Source organism: uncultured Algibacter sp. (assembly GCF_947495675.1).
In the GTDB taxonomy this organism is placed as follows: Bacteria; Bacteroidota; Bacteroidia; order Flavobacteriales; family Flavobacteriaceae; genus Algibacter_B.
In genome coordinates, this window is the sequence record NZ_CANLZX010000001.1 from 282,219 (window position 1) to 296,702 (window position 14,484).

The window sequence follows — 14,484 nt, forward strand, 5'->3', positions numbered from 1 at the left end:
GTTGTAATCTTAAATATATGCATTTTATTTCATATTTCCTAATATAGCAGCTGTTTAAGACCGTTAGGATAAATAATATATAACAAATAAAGGAATGCTGTAAAAGGTTTTAATATTAAAAAACACATGCTATAATAAGTTTAATATTGTGTTTTTTAAAATTAAAATAAACTATGGTTTTGTAATAGTTCGGTTATCAAATTCAATTTTTTTATTCATTTGAAAACTTAAATTAGAGAAAGACACCAAAAATTCTTTTATAGTTTGAAGAAGCTCTTCTTTACTAGTAGTTGTTAAATTAGATAAGCTTTCAAGTTGAAGTAATTTAGTATTTAAAACTAAAACCCTAGAAAGAATAGATTCAGATTTTAAACTATTTGGTATGTTGCTTTTTAGTTCTCTAGTAAGCAATTTAACAACTTTTTCATTGTCTTTAAAATAGGTTAAATCACCTTTTTTTATATTGGTTACAACTTCTTCTAATTGTAAATATTCTGGCCAATCTTCTACAATTTCTATTGTTTTAGAGTCTAAAATATATTCAACGTATTTTAGTTTAGCAACATCTTGTTCTGTAATGTCTTCAGTTTTATTTTGTTCGGTTTGGTTCTCTTTAATATTTTCTTGTGTTTTTTTACAAGAAGCAAATACAATTAAAAAGCTTAAAACTAAAAGAGGTTTTATATACATTTTGGGTCATTTAAAATGATGTGATACAAATATATAGTAAACGTTTAATTATTTAGAATTATAGAATAATGAAAATCAATAATATTTCATTTTAAAAATGCATTATTATCATTAAAAACTTGTTATTTTTGAAATATCCATATAATAATGTGATTTAATGAGCTCAAAAATATTAATCATTGGTGCTTGCGGGCAAATTGGTTCAGAATTAACATATAAACTTCGAAACCTTTTTGGAGACGATAATGTTGTGGCTAGCGATATAAATACAAGTAATTTAGATATATCTAATACAGGTATTTTTGAAATTGTTGATGCTCAAGATTTCACAAGTGTAAAAAATTGTGTTGAAAAACACCATGTAGATACCGTTTATTTAATGGCAGCTATGTTAAGTGCAACTGGCGAAAAATTTCCAGAGAAAGCATGGAATTTAAATATGAATTCGCTATTTCATGTTTTAAATTTAGCCAAAGATAAAATCATTAAAAAAATTTTTTGGCCATCAAGCATTGCCGTTTTCGGGCCCACAACACCAACAAAATATACACCACAATATACCACTACAGAACCAACAACGGTTTATGGTATTACAAAACAAGTGGGCGAGCGTTGGTGCGAATACTATTTTAATAAATACCATGTAGATGTAAGGAGTATTCGTTATCCAGGTATTATTAGCTGGAAAACCTTACCCGGCGGAGGCACCACAGATTATGCCGTTGAAATTTACCATGAGGCTGTAAAAACAAAACAATACGAATGTTTTTTAAAAGCAGATACCGAGTTGCCAATGATGTTTATGGACGATGCTATAAAAGCCACCGTAGATATTATGATGGCTAAGCCCGAAGATATTAAAATTAGGTCGTCATACAATTTAGCGGCCATTAGTTTTACACCACAACAAGTTGCCGCATCAATAAAAAAACACATTCCTGATTTTGAGGTTGTTTACACACCAGATTTTAGGCAAGATATTGCCAATAGTTGGCCTAAAAGCATCAATGATTCTTATGCAAGACAAGATTGGAAATGGAAACATACATTTTTATTAGAAGATATAACCCAAGAAATGCTTTTTCAACTCGGTAAAAAATATAATACTATTTCAAAAACGCCTCAATAGTTGTATCTTTGAGGTACCCTAAATCGTAATTATTATGCTAGAAAATTTTTGGTTTAATGTAGAGTATGGTATTAACCATGTGCTAGACATTAATGCCTATGACCATGTTTTATTCCTCATCGTTTTAACCGTGCCTTACGTTTTTAAAGACTGGAAACGTGTATTATTACTTGTATCTATGTTTACACTAGGGCATACCTTGTCTTTGGTGTTGGCAGCTTACAATGTAGTAACAGTAAATGCAACTGTAGTAGAATTTCTTATACCTATTACCATATTAATTGTAGCATTATTTAACGTGTTTACATCAGGCAAAGGTGCGCAACGCGAAAAAGTAGGCGTACTATTTTTATCAACTTTATTTTTTGGTTTAATCCATGGTTTAGGTTTTGCACGCGAGTTTCAAATGCTGTTAGGAGAAACAGATAATAAGTTAGTTTTACTATTAGAGTTTGCCTTAGGTATTGAGTTAGCTCAAGTTATTATAGTATTTGTAGTACTCTTTTTAGGTTATATTGTGCAAACCATTTTTAGGTTTACCAAGCGCGATTGGATAATGGTAATATCTGCTATTGTAGTTGGTTTAGTAATCCCAATGATTTTAAATAGCGATTTTTTAACCTAATTATATATTTGGACGTTACCACAAGGGTCGGGCTATACGTTACAAGTCCTCGCTCGTATCTCGCTGTGGGCTTTCCTCTACTATCCCTAACGCAAAAGTAACACTCAGAATAAACTTTCATAAAACTTTAACGAATTGGCGTTGTAATTAAAATACATACTAACTATATTCGTTATACAGACTGCGTTAAGGATTGTAGAGAAAATCCTTTTACTTTTTTGTAAAAGATTGAAACGAAAAGCCTGACCCGAATGGTTCTAAATTTTAAATTTTAGTTTGAATCTTAAAAATGAGGGTAACGCCATAATAATTAAAAATTAATGTCGAAAAATAAACAACTTAAATACGATAAGGCTTATCTAAGAATTGCACAAGAATGGGGAAAATTATCTTATTGTAAACGTAGGCAAGTTGGTGCTATTATTGTAAAAGATAGAATGATAATTTCCGATGGTTATAATGGCACGCCTTCAGGTTTTGAGAATTTTTGTGAAGATGATGAGGGTTATACTAAATGGTATGTGTTACATGCCGAGGCTAATGCTATTTTAAAAGTAGCAGCTTCTACCCAATCGGCAAAAGGGGCAACATTATATATAACTATGTCGCCTTGTAAAGAGTGTAGTAAGCTTATCCATCAGGCTGGTGTGGTTAAAGTAGTTTATCATGAAGCTTACAAAGATAATTCTGGATTAAAGTTTCTAGAAAAAGCAGGTATAGAACTTGAACAAATTGAAGATTTAAAAGTATAATGACAAATCAAAAAAAATATTTACCACTAATTTTAGGTTTTGCTATAGCAGCAGGTATTTTTATTGGCGGAAAGTTAGATTTTGCAGACTCTTCAGATAGGCTGTTTTCTACAAACAGTAAAAAAGATAAACTCAACAGGCTTATAGATTATATTGAATATGATTATGTTGATGATATAGATACTGATAGTATTGTTGATGTTACCGTAAATGGTATTTTAGAAAATCTAGATCCGCATTCGGTTTATATTCCTAAAGAAGATATGGCACGTGTTGCCGAAGAAATGAAAGGCGATTTTGTGGGTATTGGAGTAAGTTTTTATACCTATAAAGATACTATTGCTGTTATTCGTGCTATTGAAAACGGGCCAAGTGCTAAAGCCGGAATTAAAGGCGGTGATAGAATTATTACAGCAAATGGCGATTCGTTATTTGGTAAGCAACTTAAAGATGGCGAAATTATAAAGAAACTAAAAGGCGATATAAACTCTAAAGTAAAACTTAAAGTTTACAGGCGAGGAGAACCAGAACTTTTAGAATTTACTGTAAAACGAGGTAATATTCCTATTAAAAGTGTTGATGCTGCTTATATGCTAACTGAAAAATTGGGCTATATAAAAGTTAATCGATTTGCAGAATCAACGTATAAAGAATTTAAAGTAGGTATAGAAAAACTAGAAGCTTTAGGCGCTAAAGAAATAGCCATTGATTTACGAAATAATCCCGGTGGTTTTTTAGGAATTGCAGAACAAATTGTAGATGAGTTTTTAGAAGACGATAAACTAATTTTATTTACAAAAAATAAAAGAGGCGATATTGAAAAAAGTTTTGCCACTAGCAAAGGTGATTTTGAAAATGGTAAAGTATACGTATTAATAGACGAGAATTCTGCCTCGGCAAGCGAGATTGTAGCAGGTGCCTTACAGGATAATGATAAAGGGACTATTGTCGGGCGGCGCTCTTATGGCAAAGGGCTCGTACAACGCGAAATGGATTTAGGCGATGGTAGTGCTGTGCGATTAACAGTATCTCGTTATTATACTCCAACAGGACGCTCTATTCAACGTCCTTATACTAATGGTAATAAAGATTATTATGATGAGTATTTTGATAGATTAGATAGTGGTGAACTTCTAGATCCTGAAAAAATAAAAGTAGACGATTCATTAAAGTTTACAACACCAGAAGGAAAAACAGTTTATGGCGGTGGTGGAATTATACCAGATGTTTTTGTGCCAATTGATAATAGCATGCAAAATGAAACTTTATCTTTTTTATTAAGACGTGGATTTTTTGGGAATTTTGTTTTTGAAGAATTAGAAAAAGACAGGCATCTATATGATAATACTTCACGACAAGATTTTATAGAAACCTATGAGGTTGGAGACGATTTGGTATTTGCATTTCAAGATTACTTAAACCTTAGAACAGACTCTAAAGTTACTTTTGTAGCCTATCATGATGAGGTAAAACAATATATAAAAGCTACGCTTGCCGATCAGCTTTTTGGTGCTGGGGCTTTTGAAGAGGTTTACAATCAACGCGATATTATGATTGATGAGGTTATTAAGTTGAGTGATGGAGACGAAATAGATTAAACTTCAACCTTATCATGTACTTTAGTATGTTTCCCGCCATTCCAAAGCGTTAAAATATCAGTAGCTACATGCGCACCACTCCCAGAAGCAATAGCAAATTGACTTCGCCACCCCGCTAAAGTGCCCGCAACATATAAGTTTTCTTCAATCAAATGGTCTGTGTTTTTTAACCAAATTCTATCTTTTGCAATAGCTGCCCTTGGATGAGGTTCAATGTATTGGTTTAAACCTTCAATAGTCATTAAGTTGGTGTATCCAACAGCAATTACTACAATTTTGGTATCGTAAATAGTTTTGTTTGTTTTAACCTTGAAGTAATTATCTTTTTTAGAAACCTCTAAAACCTTTTCATTGTCAATTTGATCAATATGTGGGTAAAGACTTGAAAGTTGTTCTTTCCCACTATTTAAAATTGAAGCACCAGTTGTACCTGGAGTTAAGCCTAAAACATTATTGAATAATGCTGTTTGTAAATGCGATGTTTTTTGATGTATTACAATACCAATATTTTTATGTGTCGCATATGCTTTCGGTTTAGCAGAGCCTAAAACCAATGCGCAAGACATACCCGCGGCACCTCCACCAATTATTAAAGCATCATACATACTATTTACGTTCTTTTACTTTTTGTTCTATTCTTTTAGAGGTTCTTAATATAGCCATCATTACAATAACACATAGTGAGGCAAGAATAGTTATTATAGCAATAATGCTGTCGCCTTTAAAAGGTGCATCAAAATTAACTTGAGTGAAGTTAAAAATCATTAAACCTAAAGCAAGGATACTTAGTATTATGGTGAAAATTTTCATTTATTTTAAATTTTATTAAAGTTTTATCTTCCCTTTTATTGGTCTTAATTTAGTAATTATTTACCAAAAGGCTATTATGGGTTTTAAACAATATCAAATAATGCTTTTATGTTATGAGCAAATAATTTTACAGCAATAGCTAATAAAACAACTCCAAAAACTTTTCTAATAATATTAATTCCGTTTGCACCTAAAAAACGTTCAATTTTTGCAGATGTTTTAAGCACAATATAAATTATAATAACATTTAATAGTACAGCAACAATAATGTTTTCTATATAATATTCAGCTCTTAGTGATAGTAAAGTTGTTAAGCTACCAGGTCCTGCAATAAGTGGGAATGCTAAAGGAAAAACAGCAGTTGTCATAGAAGCGTTTTCGTCTTGTTTATAAAGTGTAATACCTAAAATCATTTCTAGGGCAATAAAAAATAAGATAAATGCACCGGCTACAGCAAATGAATTTACATCAATACCAATAAGATTTAAAATACTTTTACCTAAAAACAGAAATACTATTAAAATAAATCCAGCAATTAACGATGCTTTTTCACTTTGTATATGTCCTGCTTTTTTTCTTAAATCAATAACTATGGGAATATTACCAATAATGTCTATCACAGCAAATAAAACCATAAAAACTGTAAATATTTCTTTAAAATTGAATTGCATTAATTTTTGTTTTAAATTTTAATATGTCAATTTCTAGACTCTTAATTAGAGTTTCTAAATTTTCGGCAAAAGTAGATTATTATTCTTAATTAAATAAACCCAAAGTTTAACTATTTTTGTGACCTACAAGATAAAAAAATTTATGTTTCAACTAGGTAAAACCATTGTTTCTGAGGGTATTATAAAAAAAGACTTTTTGTGTAACCTTTCGGCATGCAAAGGCGCTTGTTGTATAGATGGCGACGCTGGCGCACCTCTTGAAGCAGATGAGTCTGAAATATTAAAAAATATTTATCCTAAAGTAAAACCATTTTTACGACAAGAAGGTATAGATGCAATTGAGTCTCAAGGAACATTTATTACAACAGAAGAAGGAGAGCTAGAAACTCCACTTATTAATGGAGCAGATTGTGCTTATGTTATATTTGATGATAAAAATGTTGCTCTCTGTGCAATTGAAGAGGCTTATAATCAAGGCGAGATTTCTTGGAAAAAACCTGTTTCATGTCATTTATATCCAATACGTGTACAAGATTATACAGAGTTTTCTGCAGTAAATTATCATAAATGGCAAATTTGTGACGATGCTTGTACATTAGGCAAAGAATTACAAGTGCCTATCTATAAATTTGTAAGAGAAGCTCTAGTAAGAAAATTTGGTAAAGATTGGTATGCCGAATTAGAAAAGGTTGCTAAAACTTTTTAACACACAAAAAAAATAACAAAAAAACTTGTAAAAAGCTATGTAAATAAAGGGTTTGTACCCTATATAACTTGATTTTTTTTTGTAAACAATTCTAAATTCTAAATTATATAAAAACCTAAAAAACAGTTGATTAGCTGTTTTTTTCTGTAAACTTCTAAGTTGTTAGCTGTTTTTTTGTTTGTTAAAAACTTGTTGAAAAGGTTTCTGTGCTTCACTTAAAATGTATCAATCATTTTGCAATCTTTGTTATCCTGAAAACAAAGTAAGTTTTTATCCAATTTATTCAGAAAAAGCAAGAAGCTAACATTTTGCTGCTGAAAAAATTAAGAAAACTATTAATGTTCTATTGACTATTTAATCCTTTAAATTAAAATTTTTTATGGAGATTACTCAAATTATTAAGAGAGATTATGAAACAAGCCCGTTTGTTTTAAATAAAATTTCTAATGCCATAGAGAAAGCAATGCTTTCTGTTGGAAATGGTACTAAAGAAGATGCAAATACAATCTCTGTAAATGTTTTAAAAGAATTATTAGAAAGAAAAGCAAAAGACTATAACTATTTACCTACCGTTGAAGAAGTTCAAGATTTAGTAGAAGAAAAATTAATGTTAAGCTCTTTTCCTCGAGTTGCTAAAGCGTATATTTTATACAGAGACGAACAAGCTAGAAGTAGAAAAACAAATATTTTTGAAAAACGTATTAATTTAAAACCATATGAATATCCAGCACTTTATGAATATGTTGATGCTATAAGACACTCTTATTGGATTCATTCAGAATTTAATTTTACAAGTGATATTCAGGATTTTAAAACAAGACTAACGGTTGTAGAGCAAAACGCTATTAAAAATACCATGCTTGCAATTTCTCAAATTGAAGTTGCAGTTAAATCATTTTGGGGAGAGATTTATAACAAAATGCCAAAACCAGAAATAGGATCGGTAGGAGCTACGTTTGCAGAAAGTGAAGTACGTCACCACGATGCTTATTCGCATTTATTAGAAATTTTAGGTCTTAATAATGAATTTAAGAATTTAAAGAAAAAGCCAGTAATAATGAGAAGAGTTCATTATTTAGAAACGGCTTTAAAGAATGCAAAAAGCGAGGATAATAAAGAGTATGCTGAATCTATTTTATTGTTTTCTCTTTTTATAGAGCATGTGTCTTTATTCTCCCAGTTTTTAATAATCATGGCTTTTAATAAGCATAAAAACATGCTTAAAGGTGTTTCTAATGTTGTGGAAGCAACTTCAAAAGAAGAGCAAATTCATGGTGATTTTGGAATTGATATTATTAGAATAATAAAAGCTGAAAACCCAACTTGGTTTGGTGAAGAGCATAGTGCCATAGTAAGAGAATTATGTGAAGAAGCGTTTATTTCTGAAAGTAAACTTGTTGATTGGATTTTTGAAGCTGGCGAATTAGAATTTTTACCAAAGAATGTTATTAATGAGTTTATAAAAAACAGATTTAATAATTCATTAGAAAGTATTGGCATTGAAAAAGTATTCGATGTAAACGAAGCATTATTAGAGCAAACCGAATGGTTTGACGACGAAATAATAGGAACAAAACATGGAGATTTCTTCGTGAAGCGTTCTGTAAATTACAGTAAAAGAACAAAAAGTATAACTAGCGACGACCTATTTTAAACCATGAGCGAAAACACAAATTTAAAAACTGATCAAAAAGTAAATTTAGAAACAACACAAACTTCTAACCACAACGAATTATTAAAAGCTAGAAAAGAGGCTATTAAAGAAGCAAAGACAACTGCACAACCAGAAATTAAATGGTTAACAGAACACAGTCGCCAGTTTTTGTCTTCTGGGTATCTTACAGAAGGTACTAATCCTGAGCAAAGAATTAGAGAAATTGCAGAAAATGCAGAGTCTATTTTAAAAATTGATGGATTTGCAGATAAGTTTTATGGATATATGGCAGAAGGCTATTATTCTTTAGCATCTCCAGTATGGTCTAATTTTGGTAAAAAACGTGGCTTGCCAATTAGTTGTTTTGGTTCGCATATTTCTGATGATATGGGAGATATCCTTTATACACAATCAGAAGTAGGTATGATGTCTAAATTAGGAGGTGGTACTTCTGGTTACTTTGGTAAATTAAGACACAGAGGTGCTCCTGTAAAAAATAACGGAGAATCTTCTGGAGCTGTACATATTATGCAGCTTTTTGAAAAAATGGTTGATGTTGTAAGTCAAGGTTCTGTAAGAAGAGGTCGTTTTTCTCCATATTTACCAATAGAGCATAAAGATATTCATGAATTTTTAGAAATAGGTACCGAAGGAAATCCAATACAAGAATTAACACACGGTGTTACCGTTGGTAATCAATGGATGGAAGAAATGATTGCTGGTGATACCGATAAAAGAGCAATTTGGGCAAAAGTTTTACAACGTAGAGGAGAAATAGGCTATCCATATATATTCTTTAGAGACAACGCTAATAATAATGCGCCAGATGTATATAAAGATAAGAATCATGAAATTTACGCAAGTAATTTATGTTCTGAAATCATGTTACCTACAAACGAAAAATGGTCTTTTGTATGCGTTCTTTCTTCAATAAACTTATTACATTATGATAAATGGAAAGATACCGATGCAGTTGAAACCATGGTGTATTTTTTAGATGCTGTTCTAGAAGAGTTTATTACTAAACTTGAGGTGTACAGAGATTCTATGGATCGTGACGATAAACAAACATTCTTGTTTATGGAAAAGGCCTATAATTTTGCCAAAGAAAATAGAGCATTAGGAATGGGAGCTTTAGGATGGCACTCATTATTACAATCTAAAATGCTAAGTTTTGATAGTCAAGAAGCCTTTAATTTAAATAGTAAAATATTTAAAACTATTGAAGAAAAATCACAAAAAGCATCAAAAGAATTAGCCGTTTTGTTTGGAGAGCCAGAAGTATTAAAAGGCTATGGAAGACGTAACACAACATTAAATGCAGTAGCACCAACAACATCTTCGGCTTTTATTTTAGGACAAGTATCTCAAGGTATCGAGCCAATTTGGTCTAATAGTTATGTGAAGGATATTGCGAAAATAAAAACAACGATTAAAAATCCATATTTATTAGAGCTTCTAGAAGAAAAAGGATTAAATACACCAGAAATTTGGAGAAGTATTCGTGATTATGACGGATCTGTTCAACATTTAGAAGGTCTTACAGATCATGAAAAAGATGTGTTTAAAACCTATTCTGAAATCGACCAAATGACCATTATTTATCAAGCGGCAAACAGACAAAACCATATAGATCAAGCACAATCTTTAAACATAATGGTGCATCCAGATATGCCAGTTAAAGATATTAATAAGATTTATGTTACTGCATGGAAATTAGGTGTTAAATCGTTGTATTACCAACACAGTATGAATGCAGCTCAGAAATTTAAGCAAAAAAAGGAATGTACTAGTTGTGAAGGGTAATAGAATTTAATGTGCTAATCATAACATATTTATTGGGTGTGTTCCCTCGAAAGAGGGAACCCCAAATTTTTAAAAAGCACCTCAATAGAGGTGCTTTTTTTGTATTAAAAATTCTATATTTAAAGTTTAAATCTAGAATTAATGACAGATAATAATTTTTATATTACTGAAGATCTATTAGCAAGTAAGAATATGCGTTTTGTAAATCATTTAATTGATTTAATACCTCAATATGCGGTAATGTATGCAATTTCATATTCGTTTCTTTATTTAGGAGAATTTACGGGTGATTATTCACTAAATAATTATTGGGCAGAGATGTCTAAAATCGAAGATTTGTTTTACTCATATACTTTAATGTTTATATATTTCTTTATGATGGAAAGTTTAACAAATAGGACTTTAGGGAAGTATGTTACAAAGACTATGGTAGTTATGGCAAATGGTGAAAAGCCAACCAACCAAGATATAGCTAAAAGAAGCCTTTGTAGAATGATTCCATTTGATGCATTATCTTTTTTAGGGACTTTAGGCAAGGGTTGGCACGATTCAATATCTAATACACAAGTTGTTGATGTAGCTAAATTTGAAGCAAGAAAACAATCGCAAAACGAATTAGAACAAATAGGAGTAAATCAAGAAGTGATATAGTATATTTTAGCTAATATAAACACAAAAAACATCCTATAAGGATGCTTTTTGTGTTTATATTAAATTATAGTTACTTAATCTAATATATTAGTTTCAGCAACAGTATTATCATTTTCAGACATTAAAGCAAAAAACTTATCAATATTCGGAAGAATTATAATTCTAGTACGTCTGTTTTTAGATCTATTTTCTCTAGTATTATTTTCTGCAATAGGTTGGTAACTACTTCTACCAGCTGCAATTAATTTCTCAGGTGCAACATTATATTTGTTTTGTAATTTTCTAACTACTGATGTAGACCTTAAAACACTTAAATCCCAATTGTCTGCAATATTAGCTGTATTAATGGTTCTTGAATCGGTATGACCTTCAACCATAACATCTAAACTAGGTTCAGAATTTATAACGTCAGCTAGTTTTTTCAAAACAGTATCAGCTTTAGAGCTTAACCTATAGCTACCAGAATTAAATAGCATGTTATCTGCAATAGAAATCATAACTACAGTTTCGTTAATATTTACAGCAAAATCATTGTCTTCATTCATGTTGCTTTCATTAATCGTTTTTTCAAGATTGTAGGCAACAGCTAAGTTCATTGAATCTTTAAGTGTTTTAGCTTGACTTAATTTGTTTGCATCAACATTTTTAAGTGTTTCAAGCATTTTTGCTTTAGCATTATTTGAGATTATTCCACCACTTTTTAATACTTCAAATTTAGAATTGTTCTCTTCAGTTAATGTTCCAACATCCTTTTTTAAAGACATTATTTTAGTGTTGTAATTGTCAACTCTAGTTTGAATTTTCGCAAATTTAGATTCTAAATCCTCTTTTGCGACTTGGGTTTTTTGTAATTCACTTTTAATTTGACCATTTTCATGTTCTAATGCCAAGTATTTCTTTTTTGAAACACAAGAAAAAGTGAGGGCAACTAATAATAAAATTGAAATTTTCTTCATAATAAAAAGCTTTTGGTTTATAACATTTACGATTAAAAGTCAATTTAAGACGTTAAGATGTCGTTTATTTTATTTTTAGAAATAAGGGTATAAATGCTAAGGTGCTTATTGTTAAGTGTATATAATAAAAAAGCACACTAAAAAAGTGTGCTTTTAATTACGTATTTTAAATATTAGCTTATTTATACTGGCATAAATAAGCTGTTTGTTGAGCAACTTTTACTTGAAATTTCTTATTAGCATTAATTTCATAAGCTTCTCCAGATTTAAAAACTTTCCAATTCGATGTTCCGGGTAGTTTTACTGTCATTTCTCCCTCTATAACTATCATTGTTTCATGTGTTGTAGTTCCAAATTCGTATTCACCTGCTTCCATTACACCAACTGTAGATTTTCCTGTTGCAGTTGTATAGCCTAAAGATTTTACATTACCCTCAAAATATTCGTTTGTTGAAATCATTTGCACTTTTATTTAAATGGTTATTAATAATTCATCTTATAATTGAATTATAAAGATTGCAAATGTAAACTTTTTTAGTAGTCGTAAAGTGCGTATTTATGGGTAAATAGTTAATCTTATAAGGCTTTGGTAGAATTAGTTTTCTAGTATGGCTACTTTATATTATATTAATGCCTCTTTTAAATATTAATAAAATATGAATGATTAAAAAGTCTTTTTTCTTTGTATTATTATTTGTCTTAGGTGTTTTACTTTACTTTAATCCGAATTTTAAAACAATATCGGCGGGTATAGCTATTTTACTTTTTGGAATGATTATGCTAGAAGAAGGCTTTAAGGTTTTTACTAAAGGACCATTACAGAATTTTTTAAAACAAGCAACTAATAAACTTTATAAAAGTATTACTGCGGGCGCCTTTGTTACAGCATTATTACAGTCTAGTTCTTTGGTTTCGGTTATTACCATTTCTTTTATAAGTGCAGGTTTAATTTCTTTAGGAGGTGGATTAGGATTGGTTTTTGGAGCCAATATTGGTACAACAGCAACAGCCTGGTTAGTGGCTGGTTTTGGACTTAAAATAAAGATTTCTGCCTTAGCAATGCCTATGCTTGTTTTTGGAGTTGTTTTTTCTTTTCAAAAAAGAGAGTCTCTTAAAGGTATAGGGAATGTTTTGGCAGGTTTAGGTTTTTTCTTTCTTGGTATTCATTACATGAAAGAAGGATTTGATGTGTTTAAAGAATATTTTGATTTGTCAGATTATGCTGTTTCTGGCTTTTTAGGTGTTGTTATTTATACAGGACTTGGTATTATTATAACAACAATTTTGCAATCTAGTAGTGCAACTTTAGCTTTAATTTTAACAGCTTTGGCTGCTGGACAAATTGAATATGAAAATGCTTTAGCTCTAGCTATTGGAGCTAATGTTGGTACAACAATAACAGCTGCTTTAAGTGCAATAGGCTCAAATAGTGCAGGAAAAAGGTTAGCTGCAGCTCATTTTATTTTTAATATAGTAACAGGTATTGTAGCTATGGCCTTTATATTTCCATTGGCTAGATTAGTAAACAATCTTTCCGGTTTATTTCATATTTCTTCAACTAATTATACTTTAAAATTGGCTATGTTTCATACCATATTTAATGTTATTGGTGTTGTATTAATGATTCCATTTATTAAAAGCTTAGAACGTTTTTTAATGCGATTCTTTAAGGAGAAAGTAAATAAAGATGTAGACGAGCCAAAATACCTTAACCCAGCAGTATTAAAGTTTCCAGGTTCGGCTATTAAAGCTTTGGTCGAAGAATCTAAATATTTATATAAGAATAGTGTTTTTGAAATAGTGTCTCATGCTTTAAATATTCATAGAGAAGATATTAAATCTGAAGAAAAATTAAAACTAATCATAAAGAAGTCCCATACAAGTTTTAATACAGATATTGAAGAGTTGTATTATACAAAAGTAAAAACTATTTACGGAGAAATTATTAAATATGCAACAACAGCCCAAAGCACTTTAAACTTAAATAATAAGCAAATAAAGGCAATTACTGATATTAAAATTGCTAATAGAAAAATGGTAGAAATAATTAAAGAAGCCAGAGAGTTAAACAAAAATATAAACTTAGTTTTCAAAATGGATAATGCACATTTGCAAAACGAATATGATAACTACAGAAAAAAATTAACTAAAGTATTAAGGGTTATTTACTTGTTTAGAACAGAAGAAGATGCCAATAAATATGCTGTAAAATTAAAGCAGTTAAAAAACGAAGCTAAGGCTAATATTAGGTTAAGTAATAAGTCTATAGACAAGTTAATAAGAAAAAATTTAATCAATGCAGAGATGGCATCATCATTATTTAATGATTATGCCAATGTAAATGATATGATTAAAAAATTAATTGAGGTAGCAGAATTACTTTATGGTAAAAAAGATCTTTTATTTGAGGATAGCGAATAAAAAAACACCTTTTTA

The 14,484-nt window shown here is 30.2% G+C and carries 15 protein-coding genes; 9 read left to right on the top strand and 6 right to left on the bottom strand.

What is annotated here, in order from left to right; genetic code table 11:
- Nucleotides 1–171: 171 nt before the first annotated feature.
- Nucleotides 172–690 (bottom strand): hypothetical protein, encoded by a 519-nt coding sequence (locus Q0842_RS01200; protein ID WP_298493261.1) that lies wholly within the window; start codon nucleotides 688–690, stop codon nucleotides 172–174.
- A 157-nt stretch (nucleotides 691–847) separates the two neighbouring features.
- On the opposite strand from Q0842_RS01200, the gene Q0842_RS01205 reads away from it, so the two are divergent.
- The 4 genes from Q0842_RS01205 (at nucleotide 848) to Q0842_RS01220 (ending at nucleotide 4,794) form a co-directional block, all read left to right on the top strand.
- Entirely contained in the window at nucleotides 848–1,819 is a 972-nt protein-coding gene (locus tag Q0842_RS01205) for an NAD-dependent epimerase/dehydratase family protein (RefSeq protein WP_298493264.1), read from the top strand.
- A gap of 34 nt (nucleotides 1,820–1,853) precedes the next feature.
- On the top strand, nucleotides 1,854–2,444 hold the full coding sequence (locus Q0842_RS01210) for a HupE/UreJ family protein (RefSeq protein WP_298493267.1): 591 nt from the start codon (nucleotides 1,854–1,856) through the stop codon (nucleotides 2,442–2,444).
- A gap of 320 nt (nucleotides 2,445–2,764) precedes the next feature.
- Complete coding sequence (locus Q0842_RS01215) at nucleotides 2,765–3,196, top strand: dCMP deaminase family protein (RefSeq protein ID WP_298493270.1); 432 nt, start codon at nucleotides 2,765–2,767, stop codon at nucleotides 3,194–3,196.
- On the top strand, nucleotides 3,196–4,794 hold the full coding sequence (locus Q0842_RS01220; protein WP_298493273.1) for a S41 family peptidase: 1,599 nt from the start codon (nucleotides 3,196–3,198) through the stop codon (nucleotides 4,792–4,794). The genes Q0842_RS01215 and Q0842_RS01220 overlap by 1 nt, the downstream gene beginning before the upstream one ends.
- On the opposite strand, the gene Q0842_RS01225 is transcribed toward Q0842_RS01220, so the two are convergent.
- From Q0842_RS01225 to Q0842_RS01235, 3 genes are all read right to left on the bottom strand, one after another.
- A complete protein-coding gene (locus tag Q0842_RS01225) occupies nucleotides 4,791–5,399 on the bottom strand; it encodes an FAD-dependent oxidoreductase (protein WP_298493276.1) in 609 nt (202 codons plus the stop codon). The genes Q0842_RS01220 and Q0842_RS01225 overlap by 4 nt on opposite strands.
- Before the next feature lies 1 nt (nucleotide 5,400).
- Nucleotides 5,401–5,604 carry a hypothetical protein gene (locus tag Q0842_RS01230; RefSeq protein ID WP_298493278.1) on the bottom strand — a complete coding sequence of 68 codons (204 nt, stop codon included), beginning with the start codon at nucleotides 5,602–5,604 and terminating at the stop codon, nucleotides 5,401–5,403.
- An 83-nt stretch (nucleotides 5,605–5,687) separates the two neighbouring features.
- Nucleotides 5,688–6,275: a MarC family protein gene (locus tag Q0842_RS01235; protein ID WP_298493281.1), complete on the bottom strand. Its 588-nt coding sequence runs from the start codon at nucleotides 6,273–6,275 to the stop codon at nucleotides 5,688–5,690.
- Nucleotides 6,276–6,417: 142 nt separating this feature from the next.
- Here Q0842_RS01235 and Q0842_RS01240 point away from each other — a divergent pair, with 142 nt between their 5' ends.
- The 4 genes from Q0842_RS01240 (at nucleotide 6,418) to Q0842_RS01255 (ending at nucleotide 11,092) form a co-directional block, all read left to right on the top strand.
- A complete protein-coding gene (locus Q0842_RS01240) occupies nucleotides 6,418–6,981 on the top strand; it encodes a DUF3109 family protein (protein WP_298493283.1) in 564 nt (187 codons plus the stop codon).
- A gap of 379 nt (nucleotides 6,982–7,360) precedes the next feature.
- A complete protein-coding gene (locus Q0842_RS01245) occupies nucleotides 7,361–8,635 on the top strand; it encodes a ribonucleotide-diphosphate reductase subunit beta (RefSeq protein ID WP_298493287.1) in 1,275 nt (424 codons plus the stop codon).
- A 3-nt stretch (nucleotides 8,636–8,638) separates the two neighbouring features.
- Nucleotides 8,639–10,441 (top strand): ribonucleoside-diphosphate reductase subunit alpha, encoded by a 1,803-nt coding sequence (locus Q0842_RS01250; protein ID WP_298493293.1) that lies wholly within the window; start codon nucleotides 8,639–8,641, stop codon nucleotides 10,439–10,441.
- 141 nt (nucleotides 10,442–10,582) lie between these two features.
- Nucleotides 10,583–11,092: an RDD family protein gene (locus Q0842_RS01255; protein WP_298493296.1), complete on the top strand. Its 510-nt coding sequence runs from the start codon at nucleotides 10,583–10,585 to the stop codon at nucleotides 11,090–11,092.
- A gap of 74 nt (nucleotides 11,093–11,166) precedes the next feature.
- Here Q0842_RS01255 and Q0842_RS01260 read toward each other — a convergent pair whose 3' ends face one another.
- Entirely contained in the window at nucleotides 11,167–12,048 is an 882-nt protein-coding gene (locus tag Q0842_RS01260) for an OmpA family protein (RefSeq protein ID WP_298493298.1), read from the bottom strand.
- A 178-nt stretch (nucleotides 12,049–12,226) separates the two neighbouring features.
- Entirely contained in the window at nucleotides 12,227–12,508 is a 282-nt protein-coding gene (locus tag Q0842_RS01265; protein ID WP_298493301.1) for a pyrimidine/purine nucleoside phosphorylase, read from the bottom strand.
- A 200-nt stretch (nucleotides 12,509–12,708) separates the two neighbouring features.
- Here Q0842_RS01265 and Q0842_RS01270 point away from each other — a divergent pair, with 200 nt between their 5' ends.
- A complete protein-coding gene (locus Q0842_RS01270) occupies nucleotides 12,709–14,469 on the top strand; it encodes a Na/Pi symporter (RefSeq protein ID WP_298493304.1) in 1,761 nt (586 codons plus the stop codon).
- Nucleotides 14,470–14,484: the final 15 nt, after the last annotated feature.